The sequence below is a fragment of the Clostridium sp. MCC353 genome (genome assembly GCF_018785315.1).
Classification (GTDB): Bacteria; Bacillota; Clostridia; order Lachnospirales; family Lachnospiraceae; genus CHH4-2.
Genome location: NZ_WQPN01000015.1, coordinates 1 through 19,418 on the forward strand (window position 1 = coordinate 1; position 19,418 = coordinate 19,418).

Sequence of the window (19,418 nt, forward strand, 5' to 3'; positions counted from 1 at the left end):
GCCTTAGTTTCACTTACGGTTGGAAGCTGGTTTTCATCCCCGAAGGATTCCCCTTGGCCCGCCCCCATCCAAACATCCAGTCCGTCCCCTCGTCCCGCTTTCCTGCGTAACGTTCACTAACTAAATCCCAATTTTATTCCCCATTATATTCCCGGACCGCCTCAATCATTGCCGCCAGATTTTCCGCCGGAACCCCGGGCTGGATATTATGTATGGTGTTGAAGACGAAACCGCCGTTTTTGCCGAATATTTTACAGCATTCCAAAACCTCGTCGTGAACCTGCTGCGGGGTTCCGAAGGGAAGGGTTTTCTGGGTGTCTACGCCACCGCCCCAGAATGTGATGCGGTCCCCGAATTCCTTTTTCAACTGGTTCCGGTCCATGTTTTTGGCAGTCCATTGAACTGGGTTGATGATATCGAAACCAGCTTCAATCAGGTCTGGCAGGAGGCCGTAGATGCTGCCGCAGCTATGCTTAAATGTTTTCCAGGAGGTATGTTCGTGAATCCAGTTATTCACCGCTTTGTAGTAAGGGGCATACAGGCTGCGGAATACATCATTGGAACAGAAAGGCCCGTTCTGGGTTCCGAAGTCCGTACCGCAGATGTAAGCCACTTGGATGGTCTCTCCAAGGGTGTCGTGTATTTTTTTGAGATTTTCCAGGGCATAGTTCAATTGGTAGTCGAATATTTCGTGAAGAACATCCTGGCGGATGGCGGTGGAAATGTACCATTCCGTAATGTCGCGGATTCCCTTAGGAGCCTTTAACTGTGGGCCCGGGACGAGGGCGATGTCGCCGAAAGCGGTTCCGCCCAGATTTCCCATGATCACATCGGCAGAATGTTCTTTCTCTTTTCTCTGTGCAGCAAGCCAGTCTAAATCTTCCTGTGACACAGGGCCGAATTCTTCCAGATTTTCTGAAACTTCATATTCGTCTTCGTCAAACTCAGGAGTGCGTATAATGTTGTCGAAATAGTAGCCGCCGTTTGGCATATGGCCTGACGGCGGGTAGGATGGGTCGCCGCAGGCGTAGATAAAAGTATCTCCTTTTTCATTGGAAGATGTGATAAAGTCTTTGGCAACCAATACTTCCTGACCCCATGGGGTTTTCCACTCCTTAAACTGATCTGTCTGGCGGAAACCGTACATGGTTCCGGCACTCCATAGCGGAGAGGTCTGGATATTCATGGCCTCCTTTAAATCATCGTCTACCATACCCAGCATCTGAAGCGGTTCGATTATTTTGACTATGCGTTTTTTAAGTCCGTAGTATTCCCTCATTTTTTCTACAATTGAACAATGGATGCCGGTGGTGGGCATACCGCCGATATCCAGCAGAAGCGGTCCGTCTTGATGGTTTATTGCCAGTGATAATTTTTCTTTTCCGGTCATAAGATAATCTCCTTTCAAAAGCATGAAACGATTCATGGTATGGTTTCATCATAACATGCAATTTCTATTTTGACAAGAAAAAAAGGAAATAATTTACAGAATTCTATTGACATGTTCTCCACGATTTGTTAGTATGAAAATAACTTATAAAACGTTTCATGAAGAAAGGGGATGCGAAAAAATGGACAGTGGGGAACTTTTGAGAAAGGAACTGGAAGCTGCCACGCTTCCGGTGATGCCTGTAAACAAAGATTATAGAATCGGCATCATTGGCGCAGGGTTTATAGTAAGAAACTGCCATCTTGCTGCTTACCGCAAGGCGGGATTTAACCCATATGCCATCACTTCTTTAGATTTGGAGCAGAGTAAAGAGGTGGCGGCAGTACATAATTTGGAGAAGGTTTATGAAGACTGGCATCAATTGGTGGATGATCCGGAAGTCGATATTATAGATATTGCCGTACCGCCTCATGTGCAGCTTGAGATAGTCCGATATGTCTGTACCAAGCCGCATATTAAAGGCATTTTGTGCCAGAAGCCAATTGCCATGTCTGTGGATGAGGCGAAGGAAATTGTGGAATTGGGAGAGAAAGCGGGGATTCCTATCGCGGTAAACTCCAATATGCGTTATGACCAGTCCATGAGAGCGCTCAAATGCATTTTGGATAAGGGATTGATCGGAAAACCGGTGATTGCCACCATCGATATGAGGGCCATACCGGACTGGCAGGCATTTTTAAAGGCATATAATAAGCTGGAATTATACGCCATGGGCGTTCATCATATTGATATTTTCCGATATCTGTTCGGCGATCCGGAAAAGATTACAGCTTTATGCAGAACGGACCCGAGAACGAAATTTGAGCATACGGACGGAATCACCCAGTACACCTACCAGTATTCAGACGGCCTGATGGCTACAAGCCTTGACGATGTATGGGCATGGCCGGAAGAACCCTGTGAGAAGCATAATTATATTAACTGGAGGGTGGAAGGCACGGAAGGATTTGCAGAAGGGGACTTCGGCTGGCATAAACGGGAGCCCGAGTTTGCCGGAAGCTCTTTGAGGCTGGCCTGTAAATCATATCCCCACCAGTGGATTGAGCCTAAGTGGGAGACTATGTGGTTCCCGGATGCATTTGTGGGCACCATGGCAAATCTGTTGTGTGCGGTTGAAAATAAAACGGAGCCGGAAATCAGCGCAAGGGATAACGTGAAGACCCTGGCTTGTGTGGAAGCGTGTTACCGGTCAATTAAAGAAGAACGGACAGTAAAATTAGAAGAATTTTTATAGGAGGAATGAAGTATGATTTCAGTTGGGATTTTTACAGGCTATTATCCGTATTCGATGGAAGAGACCATTAAGAGGGCGAAAGATCACGGGATGAACTGCGTGCAGTTGGATCTTGAGTTTAAAGATATTGACTTGTCAAGAGGTAACATTACAAAAGAAAAGGCCAATTATGTGAGAGACGCGTTCCGGGATGCAAACCTTCCCATCGTTGCCATTTCCGCTTATACCAATCTGGTTCATCCGGATCCGGTTCAGAGAGAGGCGAACATCAATTATGTAAAAGAGATTCTGGCTCATGCCAGGGATTTCGGAACCCCTTATGTGGTGAGCGAAACGGGCACTTATAATGTGGAGAGCGACTGGCTTTATGATCCTAAGAACGCGACGGAAGAAGCATATCAGGAGTTTAAGAGCATAGCAATTGATCTGGCAAAATTCGCTTATGACCATGATGCGGTATTTTTAATTGAAAACTATGTGAACAACATCGTGGGGGCTGTGGAGCAGACCGCCAGGCTTTTAAGAGAAGTGAATCATCCGGGAATCGGCCTTTTAATGGATCCCACCAATTACTTTGGCGAGGACAACATCGATCATGTGGATGAAACCATTGAGAAGATATTCTATGTTCTGGATGATAAAATCCGCGTGGCCCATGCAAAGGATTGTAAGAGGGCGGTGGATACCGGCGAGAAATTCGGCGGCGGTTCGGCAGAACATAACAGCTTTCGCGGGGCAGGGGCGGTTGAACTTCCGGCGGCTGGCCTGGGTGTGCTGAATTATGAACTCTACCTGGAACGTCTGATGAAGAATCATCCCAACATTCCGATTATCATCGAACATTTGGATGAAGAGGATATTCCGAGAGCGAAAAAACATGTGGATAACGCGCTGAAACACGTGGGCGCATAAGGGAACTGAAAAGGCGTTTTGGCAGATCTGTTGGATTGATCAGATTTGCCAAAGCGCTTCTTTTTTTATTAAAATATGGCATACTGTATTTCTCAGATTTTCTTACCGGCAGTCCGCCGAAATTTCCCAAATGAATCTCAGTCAAAAATAAAAGTAAAATTTAGGAGGAAACTGTACGGATACTGGCAATACAATGAAAGAGATAAGCAACCGTGAGGTGAAATCCAGCGTATTTACGGCATTATTTGGCAACCCGAAAAATGCGGCCCAACTCTATCAGGCGCTGGAAGCGGGAGAGGAGGGGGGACCGGAATTTTATGTGTTTTATAATGGGGAAGCTTCTTATGAAGCGGAAAAGAACTGAGATTATCGGACGCTTACCTTGTAAATAAAGGGGAACCTATGTTAGAATGAAAGGTGAAGGTGATCAATATTAATTTATCGGCCAACCATCCGATATTGAAACATTGCCGGCCCATATATGAATATTCCTGTTTTATCCAGAAGAGCCGGGATTACATCAGGCAGAGGAAATTAATTGACCATTAAAATGACTAAAAATGCTTACAAAAAGGAGAAGATATGCCGCCAATCAGTGTATTAATTAAACCAGCGTCTGGAAACTGCAATCTCAGATGCGAGTATTGCTTTTATTATGACACCATGTCAAAAAGGGAACAGCCGTCTTATGGGATGATGTCTGAAGAGACGTTAGAGGCTGTGATGAAACAGGTTTTTGCCTATGCGGAAGAGGAATGCACCATTGCCTATCAGGGAGGGGAACCAACCCTGACCGGCCTGCCGTTTTTTGAAAAATCCATGGAGTTGCAGGAAAAATATAATACGAAAAAGATTAAAGTTTATAATGCCTTACAGACCAATGGATATCATACGGATAAAAAGTGGGCTGAATTTTTTGTGAAGAATCATTTTTTGGTGGGGGTTTCCCTGGACGGAGGGCCTAAAGTTCATGACTTATACCGTAAAAATGCCAAGGGTGAAGGAAGCTTCTATAAAATAATGGAAAACATTGACCTGTTTAAAAAGATGGGGGTGGAGTTCAATATCCTGTCTGTGGTCAATGGTAAGACTGCGCCGCAGATTGAAAAGACCTACGCATTTTATAAGAAGAACGGGCTGGATTACCTGCAGTTCATTGCCTGCCTGGATCCGCTGGGGGAGGAACCGGGGAAACGTGATTATTCACTGACGCCGGAAGTCTATGGGGAATTTTTAATTAAACTGTTCAATCTGTGGTTTGAAGATCTTCAGCAGGGGAAACAGCCATTTATCAGGCAGTTTGAAAATTACATAGCTATGCTGTTAGGCCAGATTCCGGAATCCTGCGATATGAGGGGGATTTGCGGGATGCAGTATGTGGTGGAGGCGGACGGCGCCGTTTATCCCTGTGATTTTTATGTATTAGACCAGTATAAACTGGGAAACTTTAATAGTGATACGGTGGAAATGGTGAATGAGATGAGGCAGAAGATCGGATTCATAGAGGAATCCAAGAACCACGCTGATAAATGCCGGGAATGCCGGTATTACCCGCTCTGCCGGGGCGGCTGCCGAAGGAACCGGCAGGCCGGATCACCGTATGAGCAGTATTTTTGTAAATCGTATGAGATGTTTTTCGAAGCGTGCCTTCCCAGAATGATGGAAATAGCCCAGGTTATTAAAAAACAGGGGTAAAGGCTGGGATTCGGCAAAAGATAAAATATTGGACGGGCAAAGATAAAACAAAGGATCAAACAAGGTCAATCAAGGATGAAAAATACAAGGTCAATCAAGCATGAAAAAAGGATCAAGCAAGGATGAAAAATATTTGACAAGTCAAACAATTCATGATAGACTTACAAAGTATGAGTTAACGCCGGAACCCGGTTTTTGGACGCTCCAACCTGAAGCTTAGTTCTCGGTCAGTTTATAAGAATAAGGAGGAAATCATCATGATTTCAAAGGAAAAGAAAGCTGCTATTATTGCAGAATATGGTAGAAAACCTGGAGATACAGGTTCACCGGAAGTTCAGATTGCTATTTTAACTGCCAGAATTGCTGAATTAACAGAGCATTTACAGCAGAACAAGAAGGATCATCACTCAAGAAGAGGTCTTCTGATGATGGTTGGTCAGAGAAGAGGTCTTCTTGACTATTTAAAGAAGACAGATCTTGAAGGATACCGTACTTTAATTGAAAAGTTAGGAATCAGAAAGTAAATTTGAACATTAGGGTGGAGAGATTATCTCCACCCTATTCTTGATTCTCAGGAGAGAGGATTCTGAGGGCAGGAAAGCCGTCTAATCGGCAATTCATGTGGAAGATTTGTCCCGAGACCGCTGAAAAGGGCATGAAGATTCGTGTGTTTTTCAGTAGTTTCGGCATCTTCCGCAGAAGAAAAATTCTATTTTAAAAGGAGATTAAGCGTATGTACAAGAGTTTTACTATGGAACTTGCCGGCAGAACATTGACTGTTGATATCGGCAGAGTTGCAAAACAGGCAAATGGTGCGGCATTTATGCACTATGGTGATACGGTGGTGCTTTCCACAGCAACCGCATCTGATAAACCGAGAGAGGGAATCGATTTCTTCCCGTTAAGCGTGGAATATGAAGAAAAATTATATGCTGTAGGAAAGATTCCCGGCGGATTCAATAAGAGAGAGGGAAAGGCGTCTGAGAACGCGATCCTTACTTCCCGTGTGATCGACCGTCCTATGCGTCCTCTGTTCCCAAAGGATTACCGCAACGATGTTACGCTGAACAACCTGGTTATGTCTGTAGATCAGGACTGCAGCCCGGAATTGACTGCAATGCTGGGATCTGCAATTGCAACCGCTATTTCTGATATTCCGTTTGACGGCCCTTGTGCGACAACACAGGTTGGTTTAGTGGACGGAGAATTTGTGATCAACCCAACTCAGGCTCAGAAACAGGTTTCCGACCTGGCGCTTACCGTTGCATCTACCAGAGATAAGGTGATTATGATCGAAGCGGGCGCAAATGAAGTGGCTGAACAGACCATGATCGATGCGATCTATAAAGCTCATGAAGTAAACCAGGAAGTGATCAGATTCATCGATACCATTGTGGCTGAATGCGGAAAAGAAAAGCATACCTATACAAGCTGCGCTGTTCCGGCAGAATTGTTCGATGCCATTAAAGAGATCGTAACTCCGGAAGAGATGGAAGTTGCGGTATTTACAGATGATAAACAGACGAGAGAAGAGAATATCCGCCAGATCACAGAAAAACTGGAAGAGGCATTTGCAGAGAATGAGGAATGGCTTGCAGTTTTGGGTGAAGCCGTGTACCAGTATCAGAAAAAGACTGTGCGCAAGATGATCTTAAAAGACCATAAGCGTCCTGACGGCCGTGGAATTACGGAAATCCGTCCGCTGGCTGCAGAAATCGATATGCTGCCCCGCGTTCATGGTTCAGGCATGTTCACACGTGGACAGACACAGATTTTAAATGTATGTACGCTGGCTCCCTTATCTGAGCGTCAGAAATTAGACGGTATTGATGATATGGAAACATCAAAGAGATATATGCATCATTATAACTTCCCGTCTTACTCTGTTGGTGAGACAAAACCGTCCAGAGGACCGGGACGCCGTGAAATCGGACATGGCGCATTGGCTGAGAGGGCATTGATTCCGGTGCTTCCTTCAGAAGAGGAATTCCCATATGCGATCCGTACCGTATCCGAAACCATGGAATCCAACGGTTCCACATCACAGGCCAGCATCTGTGCTTCCACTCTGTCACTTATGGCAGCGGGTGTTCCGATTAAATCGGCGGTTGCAGGTATTTCCTGCGGTCTGGTAACAGGAGATACGGATGACGATTATCTCGTTCTGACCGATATCCAGGGCCTGGAAGATTTCTTCGGCGATATGGACTTTAAGGTAGGCGGTACTCATAAAGGAATCACCGCAATCCAGATGGATATTAAGATCCATGGACTGACAAGACCGATTATTGAAGAAGCGATAGCGAAGACGCGTGAAGCAAGACTTTATATTCTGGATGAAATCATGGCTCCTGTTATTTCGGAACCGAGAAAAGAAGTTGGAAAATACGCGCCTAAGATTGAACAGATCAGCATTGAACCCAGCAAGATCGGCGATGTTGTGGGCAAGCAGGGCAGTGTGATCAACAAGATTATTGATGAAACAGGCGTTAAGATTGATATTTCCGAAGAAGGCAATGTAGCTGTTTGCGGTACGGATAAGGCTATGATTGAAAAAGCAATCAGCATTATTAAGAGCATTGTTACAGATATTGAGGCCGGACAGATCATGACGGGTAAAGTAGTCCGTATTATGAATTTCGGAGCGTTTGTTGAACTGGCTCCTAAGAAAGACGGTATGATCCATATTTCCAAACTCTCTGATAAGAGGGTGGCTAAAGTGGAGGATGTTGTTAATATCGGCGATGTAGTTACTGTGAAGGTGGTTGAAGTTGATAAGATGGGACGGATTAACCTGAGCATGAAGCCAGGCGATCTGAAACCCGCTTCTGAAAATAAGGAAGAAGCAGCAGAATAAATCTGTCTGAAACAGCAGAAAAAGTCATGGGAAATTAAGGAAAACTTCATTTGACCATGACTTTTTTTTGTAGTAAAGTTTTCATATAACTACGTTTAGGAGTTAGCTCCGGTATGGAGGAGTAGCATGATAGAAGTGACAGACATCTGGAAACGGTATAAACATAAAAGCGTATTGGAAGGAGTGTCTTTTTCTGCGGCTCCCGGTGAATGTGTGGGAATCGCAGGTGGAAACGGCTGTGGGAAAACGACGCTTTTTTCTGTTTTATCGGGAACCGTAAGAGCGGATAAAGGCAGCATGAAGTATCAGGGGCAGGAAATTCTCGGCAGCAGAAGGATTCTTTCCGACTGCATTGCCTATGTCCCACAGGAAAATCCATTGATGGAAGAGCTGTCGGCTAAGGATAACCTGAGATTATATTACCGCGGAGATAAGAAGAAGATGGAAGAGGATCTGGATCATGGAACCGCGGCAATGCTTGGAATCGGCGACTTTCTGGGAACGGATGTGGGCCGTTTATCGGGAGGCATGAAAAAGAGGCTCAGCATCGCCTGTGCCCTGTCCAATCACGCGCCTGTTCTGATAATGGATGAGCCGGGGGCTGCCCTGGATCTGATCTGTAAAGAAGAGATCAGGAATTATCTCGTTAAGTATATGGCGGCAGGCGGCACTGTGCTTCTGGCATCCCACGAGCTGGAGGAATTGTCATTGTGCAGCAAACTGTACGTTTTGAATCACGGTAAACTGGAACAGGCGCCCACGGGACTGAGCGCCGGAGAACTGGTGAGCCGGTTTGAAAAATAGTAACAGTTCAGAACGGCCCATCTTCGTGAATGATTTTCCCGCCGTCCTGAACTATTGCGAAAAAATAAATGATAAAGGGAGAATGAGCTATGAAATGTCCGAATTGTAACATGGAAAATGATGAAAATGCGAAATTTTGCACTTCCTGCGGTAACAGGCTGATTGAAACCCGGAGTCAGGCGGAAAACGCGTCTGAAAAGGATGGAACAGCAGATCAGGCCAAGAAGGATGAGAAAACTATAATGCCGGATTTGACTGAGAGAAAAATCGACTGGGACAGCCCGGATGACAAAGGGAAAGATCAGGAAGGGGCGGCGCAGCAAAACGGAGCCGTCGAAGATGTGGCACAGGCAGACATGGTTGAGGAAGAACCAGCCGTGAAAGATGTGGCACAGGCAGACACGGTTGAGGAAGAACCAGCCGTCAAAGATGTGGCACAGGCAGACGCGGTTGAGGAAGAGCCGGCCGTGAAAGATGTGGCACAGGCAGACGCGGTTGAGGAAGAACCAGCCGTGAAAGATGTGGCACAGGCAGACGCGGTTGTGCAAGAGCCGGCCAAGAAAGATGTGGCTCAAGAGGAAACGGCCCGTGAATCCGTGAACGAAGAAGCCGCTGTTGAAAATGCTGGCGGAATGAATTCACCATCTGCCGGAGGAATACAAACAAATACGCCGGAGGCCGCAGCGCCGGGAAATACAACTCCGGTAGTACAGGCTCCGGTGATTAACAGCCAGGCGGATGTAGTGAGCGTTCCCAAGAAGAAAAAAGGCAAGGGAATCATCATTGCGGCAGCTGCCGCGGTTGCAGTTGTGGGAATCGCAGCAGCAGTATTTTTCGGTATGCAGAAAGATCCTAAGGAAGAGGTATTTAATGCGTTCAAGAGTGTGAATTCGTCGGAGCAGGTGAAGCCTGTGGAAGAGATATTCGGATTCGGCGATATTTTTGCCAATGCCCAGACGGCCAGCACGGATTACGGGTTTGGCCTGACTTTGGAAAAGGATATGGGAGGACTGGGCCTCAGCAGTTTCGAAGGCGCCGGGTTCGATATTTTTGAAAAGAATGATTTGAAGAATAACATTGGTTCCCTGGATCTTGGAATCCTTTATAAAGGCATTGATATTACAACGCTGAAAATGTACTATGATGATACATATTTTAAAGCTTCTATACCGGATCTGTTTGACCAGGTATTTGTTTTGAACTATGCGGAGGATCTTGCCGGACAGATTGAAAATTCACCTTATTTGGGCCAGTATATTGATATGAGCGGTATTGATATGGATGCGTTCCAGAGCTACATGGAATACTGCCAGAGCCTTTACGCTCCAGGTTCCACAGGTCCCATCGATGTGCTGGGGCTGAAAGAGCGGTTTAATAAGGAAACAAAGTCTTTTGATAAATTAAAGGACAGCATCAAGGTATCAAAAATTTCTAAAAAGAAGAACTTTAAAGTAGACGGTTCGGATGTTTCCTGCCGGGGCTTTGGAATGGTTGTTTCTAAAGACAATCTGCTGGATTTTGTGGATGAAACATGTCAGTTCTTCCTGGAAGACGAGACTTTAAAACAGGAACTGATCGACTACTACAGCCAGATCATGAACATGTCAAATCAGATGATGAGCTCTTCCATCTATGGGGATCCTGAGGTATATGACGGAGAAACCATGGTCAATGAGATGTGGGATGAGATGAACCAGGGAATCGAAGAGGTAATTACTGCGCTCGACAGCGCTATGGATGACGAGATTGAAATCACGGTTTATCTGGATAAGAAGGGCAGGCTGATTTCCTTAGAGGCAGAAACCGGACTGACGAATGAAGATGATTCCACCGCACTGCTTGGCCTGAATCTGGAGTTTAACGGCGGATCATATCTGACACAGAATATGAATGCTGTGTTTACTGTGGAAGCAGACGGTGAAAAGGGAGAAATTACATTTGTAAAAGAAGGAAAGTATGATGATAAAACCCTTACCTGCGATGTGGATTTAGGGTTAGAATTTGATGATGAACTGGTGGAAATCGCTTACAGCGGAAGTTATGACAGAAAGAACGGTGATTACGATCTGATGCTGGCCGGAAGCGATGACGGAAGCGAGATATTTAAAGTTTCTGTTGCCGGTGTGATTGAGGATCTGGAAAAGGGCAAGGGCTTTAGGGCTGATGCGGATACCATCTCCATTTCTTCAGAAGGAATGAAAATGCTGGAGCTTTCCGGTTATTATTCGATTGCGCCGATGGATGGTGAGATCGAAGACCTGGAGGGGACAGAATTTGACGTGCTGGGCGCGACGGAAAATGAATGGGGTATGCTCATCATGTCTGCATACGGCAGAGTTATGGGGCTTCTCAGCAAGTTCGAGTAAGAACCGGTGTGGAAACGAGGATAAAGAATGAAGATGTTTTTGGTCTATTTACAGCTTGAATTGAAAAAAGCTTGCCGTAAATTGCCATATTTTGCAGGAGGAGCAGTTGTGCTGGCGGTTGTGCTTGGCGCAATTGCTTTTTCTGCCAGTAATATGATTTATGGCGGCAGCGCGGCCGGGCGGATTGAAATTGGGGTTGTATTGCCTGAAAAGGATGAACTGGCAGAAAAAGTCATGGGTATTCTGGGAGAGATGGAAAGCGTACAGAGCATCGGCGATCTGCGGTATGTGGATATGGAACAGGGCAGACAGGAGCTGGAACAGGGGATTTTGTCGGCTCTGATTGTGGTCCCGGACCATATGATAGAAGGGATCATCGACGGTACCAATACTCCGGCCACGATTATATTTCCCAAATCCACGGGGATAGAGGCGGCTGTGTTTAAGGAACTGGCGGACGCTGGGGCCGCTATTCTCGGAATTGCCCAGGCCGCCATTTACGCGGCGGATAACCTGTGTGTGAGGTATGGGTTGACTGACCGGATTTATCCGGTAAATGCGGACTTGAATAAGATGTTTTTGAATTACAGCCTGCCGCGGAACACCTATTTTAAGGATTATCAGGTATCGGCTGTGGGGGATATCCCGGTGCTGGAGTTTTATGGAATTTCTGCATTTATACTCTTCCTTCTGTTATGCGGGATTCCTGCATCTATGATCGTTAAGAAAAAGGACCGGATTCTCAGACAGAAGCTTGAAATCATGGGAATCGGCTGCTGGAAACAGACCTTGGGGAGCGTGTTGGCCGTATCCCTGCTGCTTATGGCGGCGGCATTTTTGGCGGCAGGAACTGCCTGGGCCCTTGGTTTTACGGACTGGAATCTCCAGCTTACCGGAGTGGTTCTGCTTGTCAGTGTCTCAGCGGCGTCCATGATTGTGTTTATCTATGAGCTGGGAGGAAGCCGGATGGCCGGAGTGATGGGGATTTTCCTCTGTTCTGTGGGAATGATGTTCCTTGCAGGGGGCATTGTGCCCGCTGTGTTCCTGCCGGAAGGATTGGCAAAGCTGGCGCCCTATATGCCGGCCGGCTGGATGATGGATGCGGTTAAACTGGTGATGGCGTCTGCGTTGTCCTGGCGGGCCGTGCTGCGTCTGATTCTGGCTGCCGCAGTGTTCTATGTGGCTGCTTCCCTGGCTCAGAAGCGGATTGGAGGGCGGCTATGAGAATATGGACATGGTTTTGCCTTTCCTGCAAAAGACAGTTGAAACGTCCGGGATATTTAATCCTGCTGCTGTTTCTCCCTCTGGTTTTATATGGGGCGGCGAAAATGGAAGCTGAAGGCGGGGAAGGCGTAAAGGTCGCTCTTTATGTGGAGGGCGGCGATCTGGCTGAACGGACCGCAGGTTCTTTGGTGGAAGGGGACAGTGTTTTTGATTTCTACCAATGTGATTCTTTGGAGGAACTGGAACGGGAAGTAGCGTCCAAACAGGCGGAATGCGGTTATATATTCTATGAAGACCTGGAAGAGTGTTTGAATGAAGAGAAATACAGGCGCAGCATCGGCTTGTGCACATCTCCGTCCACTGTGATTTCGCCTCTGGCTTCCGAAGTGGTGTTTGCGGCTTTAATGGAACAGTACGGACGGGTGATTCTGGAAAATTATGCGGTAAAAGAGCAGGCATTTGAACCGCTTGACGGGAAACAGGCATGGGAAGAACTGTCGGAGCTGTTTGACATGTACCGGACAAACCACAGCACGTTTGCATTCGCTTACGATACCATTGATGGGGGAGATATGCAGGATGTTACGGTAAAAACGGGATTTCCGGTGCGGGGAGTGGCGGCGGTCATGGTGTTTATCGCCGGTATTTTCGCGTCAGTTATGCTTTTGGAGGATGAGAAAAAAGGGCTTTATATCCCTGTGCCTTATTCTCAGAAATTGTGGTGCAAGGCGGCATCCGTATCGGCCTTGGTGGTTCTGGCGGCGGTTTCCGGCCTGGTTTCGTTAAAGGTGACTGGAAATATGGGGAATATTGGATACGAGCTGGCTTGTATGGCGGTTTATGTGGTCCTGGTTTCTGTGTTCGCGTTCCTTTTAAAAAGCGTGGTGGGAAATGGGGCGGTGATCTGTTGTCTGATCCCATTTTTTATCGTAGGGAGCTTGATCCTCTGTCCTGTGTTTCTGGACGTGGGACAGTGGCTGCCGGAGATTAAAGTAGTTCAAAGGCTGTTTTTGCCCTATTATTATTTAAAAATGTTTTAGCACTGTGTTAAAAACTTCTTTCCAACGGCTGTGATGCGGTGACAGATGGCTGGAAAGGATCAGGATGAAAAGGAGGTATTTATGGCAATTGGAAGAAGCAAGGTAGTGATTGTGGGAATCGGCTCCGTGGGGGCGGCCGTGGCGTTTAACCTGGTTATGGGGCAGATTTGTGACGACCTGGTATTGATTGACTTGAATGAGGAAAAGGCCTGGGCGGAAGCCACAGACCTGCAGCATTCCATGGGGTACAGCGGAAGCAAGATGCATGTGCAGGCGGGGACTTACGCGGAGTGCAGGGACGCGGATGTGGTGGTGATTGCGGCTGCGCTTCCCTATATCAAAGGGCAGACAAGGCTTGATATGCTTGGAAAGGCGGCCGGAATTATGAACGGGGTGATCCCGGCTGTGATGGGCAGCGGGTTTGACGGAAGTATTGTGGTGATTACAAATCCGGTGGATGTGATCAGTTGGTATGTGCAGAAACTTTCGGGTCTGCCGGAATCGCGGGTGATTGGAACGGGAACGGCGCTTGACTCCGCCCGTCTCCGTTATCATTTGGCGGATGTGATGCATGTGGATCCCCAGAGCGTTTATGCCCTCTGTATGGGGGAACATGGGGATTCACAGATGATCCCGTGGAGCCAGGTGACAGTGGGAGGAAAGAAGTTTTTAGAGATCCTGCAGGACAACCGGGACAGATTGAAGGAGTTCGACATCGGGAAGGTGAAAGAGAATACGGCGCAGATCGCGTACCGGATTGTGAATGCAAAGGGGGCGACTACCTTTGGAATCGCATCCATTACCGTACAGATTGTGAATGCGATTTTAAGGGATGAGAATAAAGTGATTCCCGTATCCGCCATGCTTCACGGGGAATATGGGGAAAATGGGATCTACGCCGGCGTGCCTGCTGTGATCAACAGCCAGGGCGTGAAGGAACTTGTGGAGTATCATTTGACGGATTCCGAGCTGGAGGAGCTGGCGCGTTCTTTTGAAGTGATTAAAGAGGCACAGGCGTCTTTATGAGAGGGAAATGGGGAGAAGGATGGAGTTTCGAAAATTAGAGTATTTTGAAGCGGTGGCCCGGACGGGGAGTTTTACCAAGGCAGCGGAAGAACTCTGCGTCGCCCAGCCCACGATCACAACCGCAGTCAAGCGGATGGAAGAGGAGCTGGGGGTGGCGCTTTTGGTCCGCGATAAAAGAAGCGTGATGCTGACCTGTGAAGGGAAGATATTTCTGGAAAAGGTGGTGGACATATTAGGGCGGATTGAGGATTCTGTGAAGGAGATGCAGGAAATGTCCGCAGCCAATGACTGGATCCTGAATATCGGCGTGACCCCGATCAACGGAGCATTTGTCACACCGGCCTTGTACCGGGACTTTATGGAGAGTTATCCCATGGCGCGGCTGCAGGTGATGGAGCTGGGGAGTTATGGGATCATGGAGGCGCTGGACGCGGACGAGATCGAACTGGGTTATATGGTTTTAAGAGAAGAAGGGGAAATCCTTAGAAATTATGAGACATTTATAATAAGGCAGGGGGAAATGAAGGTCTTGGTGCATAAGGATAACCCGCTCTCTGAATACAAAACTATTGCCATTGAAGACCTGGCAGGGGTGCCATTAATCTATCTTCCCACCCATTCCTATATCAGGCAGAAGATAGACGCGGAATTTGAACGGTGCGGCCTTGTGCCCAATATTCTGTCCACTCCGGAACAGATGGTCACGACTTATAATCTGGTGGCCAACAATGTGGGGGTGTCGTTTGCGCTGGGGGATGAGTTTGCGTCGCTGATCAGGAGTGAGGGGATGGAGGCGGTTCCGCTCAGCCGCCCGGTGAGGTATAAGGCTGGGTTTGTGTGGAAGAAAGGCCGGGTGCTGAGTAAAGCGGCTAAAAAATGTATTCATTTCATCCATGAATATTTTGAATCCGGCTGATACGTTATAAAGTGCAACTGTTCAGGACGGCTTATCTTCTTGACCGAAAAAGCTGGTCAAGAAGCATCGGATGTCCATCCGATGTGAAAATTGATAAAGAAAGCCGCTTACAAGCCAGCTTGACGCTGCTTTCTTTATCAATTTTCCCGCCGTCCTGAACTGTTGCAATAAATTAAAGCTATGGACTTATAAAAAACAAGTATTTCACAGTTATTTGCAGATATGATAGAGTTTTCTCAGGTGATACGCGTAGGAACTGTAAATAAAAGTAGGAGGGGTTTTTTATGAGTCCATTAACAATTACACTGATTATATTGTTGCTGACCATCGTTGCATTTATGTCGGGAAAGGTTCCTTTTTCCCTTATATCAACTTGTATTATTCTTGCATTGATTCAAACCGGGGTACTGTCCCCGTCTGAGGCATTTTCCGGATTTACCAATACCAATGTTGTGATGTTCTGCGCCATGTTTGTGGTGGGGGCAGCCATTACGAAGACATCCATATTGGACCGTGCCCAGGTGCTGGTGACCAGTTATAAAAGCAAGCCGAGAATGCTGATTCTCATGGCCAGCATTGTGGCTGCTATTCTGGCTATTGTTACCAGCGCTACGGCAACTGCGGCAATCATGCTGCCGCTTCTGATCGGAATCGGAAATGAAATCGGGACCAGCAGGAGCAAACTCTTGTTTCCGGCCATTGTGGCGGCAAATATCGCCACGGGCATGACATTTTTAGGACAGGGCGCCAGCAACATGACATGGAGTGACGTGATGCTGAAGGCTGGAGGAAGCACGCCGTTTAATATTTGGTCTTTTACCATTGCCCGTATCCCGATTCTGATCATATCTTTGATTTATGTGGCGGTGGCCGCAGGCAGGCTGCTTCCTGATATTGACAACTCTTCTTTTGACGACAATATTAAGAAAAAGGAAAAGGGGGCGCAGTTAAATCCTACGAAAGAAAAGGCGGCCATCCTCATCATCGCGGCAACCATAACAGCGATGATATTTGCGGATGTCATTGGAATTAAAATGTACATACTGGCGTGTATGGGCGCATGTCTTCTGGTCATTTTCGGAATATTAAATGAAAAAGAGGCGCTGGGATCCATTCATCTGCCCACCGTATTCCTTTTTGCCGGTGTGCTTCCTCTTTCTGATGCCATTAAGATCACAGGGGCCGGGGATGTGGTGGCTGAGAAAATGATCATGCTTTTAGGCAATACCACAAATCCCTATATTATAATGGCTGTTTTCTTTATTGTTCCCCTCATTTTGACCCAGGTGATGTCCAATATTGCGACAATTACCATATTCGTCCCCCTTGTGAGCGCGGCGTCGGTTAAGATCGGAGTGGATCCCAGAGCAGCGGTTATGGGAGTGCTCATTGCAGGCTGCGCGTCAATCCTGACGCCCATGGCCTGTCCGGCCCAGACTATTATTATGGGGCCGGGGGGCTATAAATTAAAGGATTATTTAAAATGCGGTCTGCCGCTGGTATTGATTATAACCGCATTTTCTATCGTCTGGCTGCCGTTTATATTTCCATTCTATTAAAAAGCAGGCAGCACAGAAAAAACAGGAAACAGGCAGTGCCAAGATTTGTGACGGAGCCACGAATTTGGATCACCTCTGAGAGTTTAAAATTCTCAGAGCGTGCCTGCACAATAAAAAGCTCCGGTATGGAGGCTTGTTATGGAACAGATAAGCAGAGAAGAAATGATACAGATGGCAAAGGAAACGAGAAAGAGGGTGACTTCCGCGGTGGTAACGCAGGAGGAACTGGACGAATATCCGGTTGAAATCCAGGTGATTAAAGTGCCTGTCAGGTCGGGTGAATCCACCGTGTATTTTTCCCAGGCCTGCGGACAAAATGACGGGGCGGCCCTGGTGATCAATCTGCATGGCGGCGGATTTATCAGGGAACGGACGGCCAGCGACGATTTGTACTGCAGAAAGCTGGTCCACGCTCTCGGATGCAAAACTTTGGATGTGGATTACCGTGTGGCGCCGGAATATCCGTTTCCTACGGCCTTGTATGAATGTTATGATGTGGTTCAGTGGGCATTTGCCCATGGGAAAGAGCTGGGGATCGATACCGGACGGATTATATTGACGGGCCACAGCGCAGGAGGCAATATGGCTGCGGGGATCTGTATGATTGCCCGGAAGGAGAACACCCATAAACCTCTGCTGGCGGTACTGGATTATCCGCCCATGGACCTGTTTACGGATCCTGAGGAAAAAGAGGTGCGGGGCGGAGGCGTCCCTGCTGAACGGGCCAGGCTCTATAACCTGTATTATTGTGAGAAAGAGGAGCAGTCCAACTATCTGGCGTCGCCTGTTTTCGCAGAGGAGGAGCAGTTAAAGGATTTTCCGAAAACGCTGGTGATTACGGCCGGGCTGGATGACCTCTGTAATGAGGCGGAAACATTTGCCCTGAAACTGGCCCAGGCGGGGAATGAAGTGACGCTGAAACGTTTTCCGGGAGCTTCCCACGGCTTTACCGTCTACCGTTTGGCGGAGCATGAAAAGGCAATGGAACTGATCCTGCGGTTTATAAAGGAGAATCTGAAATGAACAGAAATTACTATGAAGAAGCGCTTATCATGCATGAAAAGAACCGTGGAAAAATCAGTGTGGTGAGTAAGGTTCCGCTGGAGAACAGGGATGATTTGAGCATCGCCTATACGCCGGGAGTGGCGGAGCCCTGTAGGAAGATCGCGGAGAATAAAGAGGATGCATACCGCTATACAGCTAAGGGAAATCTGGTTGCTGTGGTTTCCGACGGTACGGCTGTGTTAGGACTGGGAAAGATCGGGCCGGAAGCGGCCATGCCGGTGATGGAAGGAAAAGCGGCCCTTTTTAAAATATTTGGGGATGTGGATGCATTTCCAATCTGTCTGGATACTGAGGATACGGAAGAGCTGATTAAAACCATAAAGTATCTGGCCCCTTCTTTTGGAGGCATTAATCTGGAAGATATCGCGTCACCGAAATGTTTTGAAATCGAAGAACGGCTGGAAAAAGAGCTGGATATCCCGGTTTTCCATGATGACCAGCACGGGACAGCCATTGTGGTGACAGCGGCTCTCATCAATGCCTTGAAAGTAGTGGGAAAAGAGATAGGTGAGATTAAAGTTGTGCTAAACGGTCCGGGAGCAGCGGGAACCGCGATCATTAAAATGCTTTTGGCGGCCGGAGTGAAGCATATAACGGCCTGTGATGAATACGGAATCCTTTACAGAGAACGAGAGCAGGGGATCAGGGATCATAAGAAGATGCTCTGTGAAATCACCAACCCGGAAGACAGGAAAGGGAGCCTGGCGGATGCGCTGGCTGGAGCCGACGTGTTTATCGGCGTATCGGTGCCGGGGGCGCTCACGGCGGAGATGGTAAAAACCATGAAAAGGGATCCTGTTGTATTTGCCATGGCGAATCCGGTGCCGGAGATTATGTATGAGGACGCCGTCAGAGCAGGTGTTAAAGTGATGGGAACCGGCCGGTCGGATTATCCCAACCAGATCAATAACGTGCTGGCTTTCCCGGGGATTTTCAGAGGAGCTCTGGATGCCGGGGCAAGGGATATCAATTATGAGATGAAGGTGGCGGCGGCTTATGGGATTGCGGAACTGGTTGGAGAACAGGATCTTTGCCCGGAATATATCATTCCTTCTGTTTTCGATAAGAGAGCAGCCGCCCATGTGGCAAAGCGCGTGGCGGAAGCTGCGGTCCGTTCCGGCGCGGTACGGCATAAGCCAGCTTGACGCAGCTTTTTTATCAATTTTCCCGCCGTTTGAACTGTTACGCAAATGCTGAAAAAAGAAAAAACAAGGTTGACAATTTTCCATAAAATGGGTAATCTTATAATATGTTCATAAAATTTTTATTT

16 protein-coding genes are annotated in these 19,418 nt (G+C 47.4%); 15 read left to right on the forward strand and 1 reads right to left on the reverse strand.

What is annotated here, in order from left to right; genetic code table 11:
• Positions 1-133: 133 nt before the first annotated feature.
• Positions 134-1,390 carry a uroporphyrinogen decarboxylase family protein gene (locus GPL15_RS03645; protein ID WP_215696114.1) on the reverse strand — a complete coding sequence of 419 codons (1,257 nt, stop codon included), beginning with the start codon at positions 1,388-1,390 and terminating at the stop codon, positions 134-136.
• Positions 1,391-1,571: 181 nt separating this feature from the next.
• Here GPL15_RS03645 and GPL15_RS03650 point away from each other — a divergent pair, with 181 nt between their 5' ends.
• From GPL15_RS03650 to GPL15_RS03720, 15 genes are all read left to right on the forward strand, one after another.
• Positions 1,572-2,684: a Gfo/Idh/MocA family oxidoreductase gene (locus GPL15_RS03650; RefSeq protein ID WP_215696116.1), complete on the forward strand. Its 1,113-nt coding sequence runs from the start codon at positions 1,572-1,574 to the stop codon at positions 2,682-2,684.
• Between the two features lie 12 nt (positions 2,685-2,696).
• On the forward strand, positions 2,697-3,596 hold the full coding sequence (locus tag GPL15_RS03655; protein WP_215696118.1) for a sugar phosphate isomerase/epimerase: 900 nt from the start codon (positions 2,697-2,699) through the stop codon (positions 3,594-3,596).
• Between the two features lie 193 nt (positions 3,597-3,789).
• On the forward strand, positions 3,790-3,960 hold the full coding sequence (locus GPL15_RS03660) for a hypothetical protein (RefSeq protein ID WP_215696119.1): 171 nt from the start codon (positions 3,790-3,792) through the stop codon (positions 3,958-3,960).
• Between the two features lie 218 nt (positions 3,961-4,178).
• Positions 4,179-5,291 (forward strand): anaerobic sulfatase maturase, encoded by a 1,113-nt coding sequence (locus tag GPL15_RS03665; RefSeq protein ID WP_215696120.1) that lies wholly within the window; start codon positions 4,179-4,181, stop codon positions 5,289-5,291.
• 257 nt (positions 5,292-5,548) lie between these two features.
• Complete coding sequence (gene rpsO, locus GPL15_RS03670) at positions 5,549-5,815, forward strand: 30S ribosomal protein S15 (protein WP_215696121.1); 267 nt, start codon at positions 5,549-5,551, stop codon at positions 5,813-5,815.
• Between the two features lie 209 nt (positions 5,816-6,024).
• Positions 6,025-8,148: a polyribonucleotide nucleotidyltransferase gene (locus tag GPL15_RS03675; protein WP_215696137.1), complete on the forward strand. Its 2,124-nt coding sequence runs from the start codon at positions 6,025-6,027 to the stop codon at positions 8,146-8,148.
• A 126-nt stretch (positions 8,149-8,274) separates the two neighbouring features.
• Positions 8,275-8,952: an ABC transporter ATP-binding protein gene (locus GPL15_RS03680; protein WP_215696139.1), complete on the forward strand. Its 678-nt coding sequence runs from the start codon at positions 8,275-8,277 to the stop codon at positions 8,950-8,952.
• An 89-nt stretch (positions 8,953-9,041) separates the two neighbouring features.
• Positions 9,042-11,318: a zinc ribbon domain-containing protein gene (locus GPL15_RS03685; RefSeq protein WP_215696143.1), complete on the forward strand. Its 2,277-nt coding sequence runs from the start codon at positions 9,042-9,044 to the stop codon at positions 11,316-11,318.
• A 27-nt stretch (positions 11,319-11,345) separates the two neighbouring features.
• Positions 11,346-12,542 carry an ABC transporter permease gene (locus GPL15_RS03690; protein ID WP_215696145.1) on the forward strand — a complete coding sequence of 399 codons (1,197 nt, stop codon included), beginning with the start codon at positions 11,346-11,348 and terminating at the stop codon, positions 12,540-12,542.
• Positions 12,539-13,582, forward strand: coding sequence for an ABC transporter permease (locus GPL15_RS03695; protein ID WP_215696147.1), 1,044 nt, complete (start codon positions 12,539-12,541; stop codon positions 13,580-13,582). The genes GPL15_RS03690 and GPL15_RS03695 overlap by 4 nt, the downstream gene beginning before the upstream one ends.
• Before the next feature lie 81 nt (positions 13,583-13,663).
• Positions 13,664-14,608, forward strand: a complete 945-nt coding sequence (locus tag GPL15_RS03700) for an L-lactate dehydrogenase (protein WP_215696149.1) — start codon at positions 13,664-13,666, stop codon at positions 14,606-14,608.
• A 7-nt stretch (positions 14,609-14,615) separates the two neighbouring features.
• Complete coding sequence (locus GPL15_RS03705) at positions 14,616-15,524, forward strand: LysR family transcriptional regulator (RefSeq protein WP_215696151.1); 909 nt, start codon at positions 14,616-14,618, stop codon at positions 15,522-15,524.
• 284 nt (positions 15,525-15,808) lie between these two features.
• Entirely contained in the window at positions 15,809-17,083 is a 1,275-nt protein-coding gene (locus tag GPL15_RS03710; RefSeq protein WP_215696153.1) for an SLC13 family permease, read from the forward strand.
• A 138-nt stretch (positions 17,084-17,221) separates the two neighbouring features.
• Positions 17,222-18,106 (forward strand): alpha/beta hydrolase, encoded by an 885-nt coding sequence (locus GPL15_RS03715; RefSeq protein ID WP_215696155.1) that lies wholly within the window; start codon positions 17,222-17,224, stop codon positions 18,104-18,106.
• Positions 18,103-19,293, forward strand: coding sequence for a malic enzyme-like NAD(P)-binding protein (locus GPL15_RS03720; protein WP_215696157.1), 1,191 nt, complete (start codon positions 18,103-18,105; stop codon positions 19,291-19,293). The genes GPL15_RS03715 and GPL15_RS03720 overlap by 4 nt, the downstream gene beginning before the upstream one ends.
• Positions 19,294-19,418: the final 125 nt, after the last annotated feature.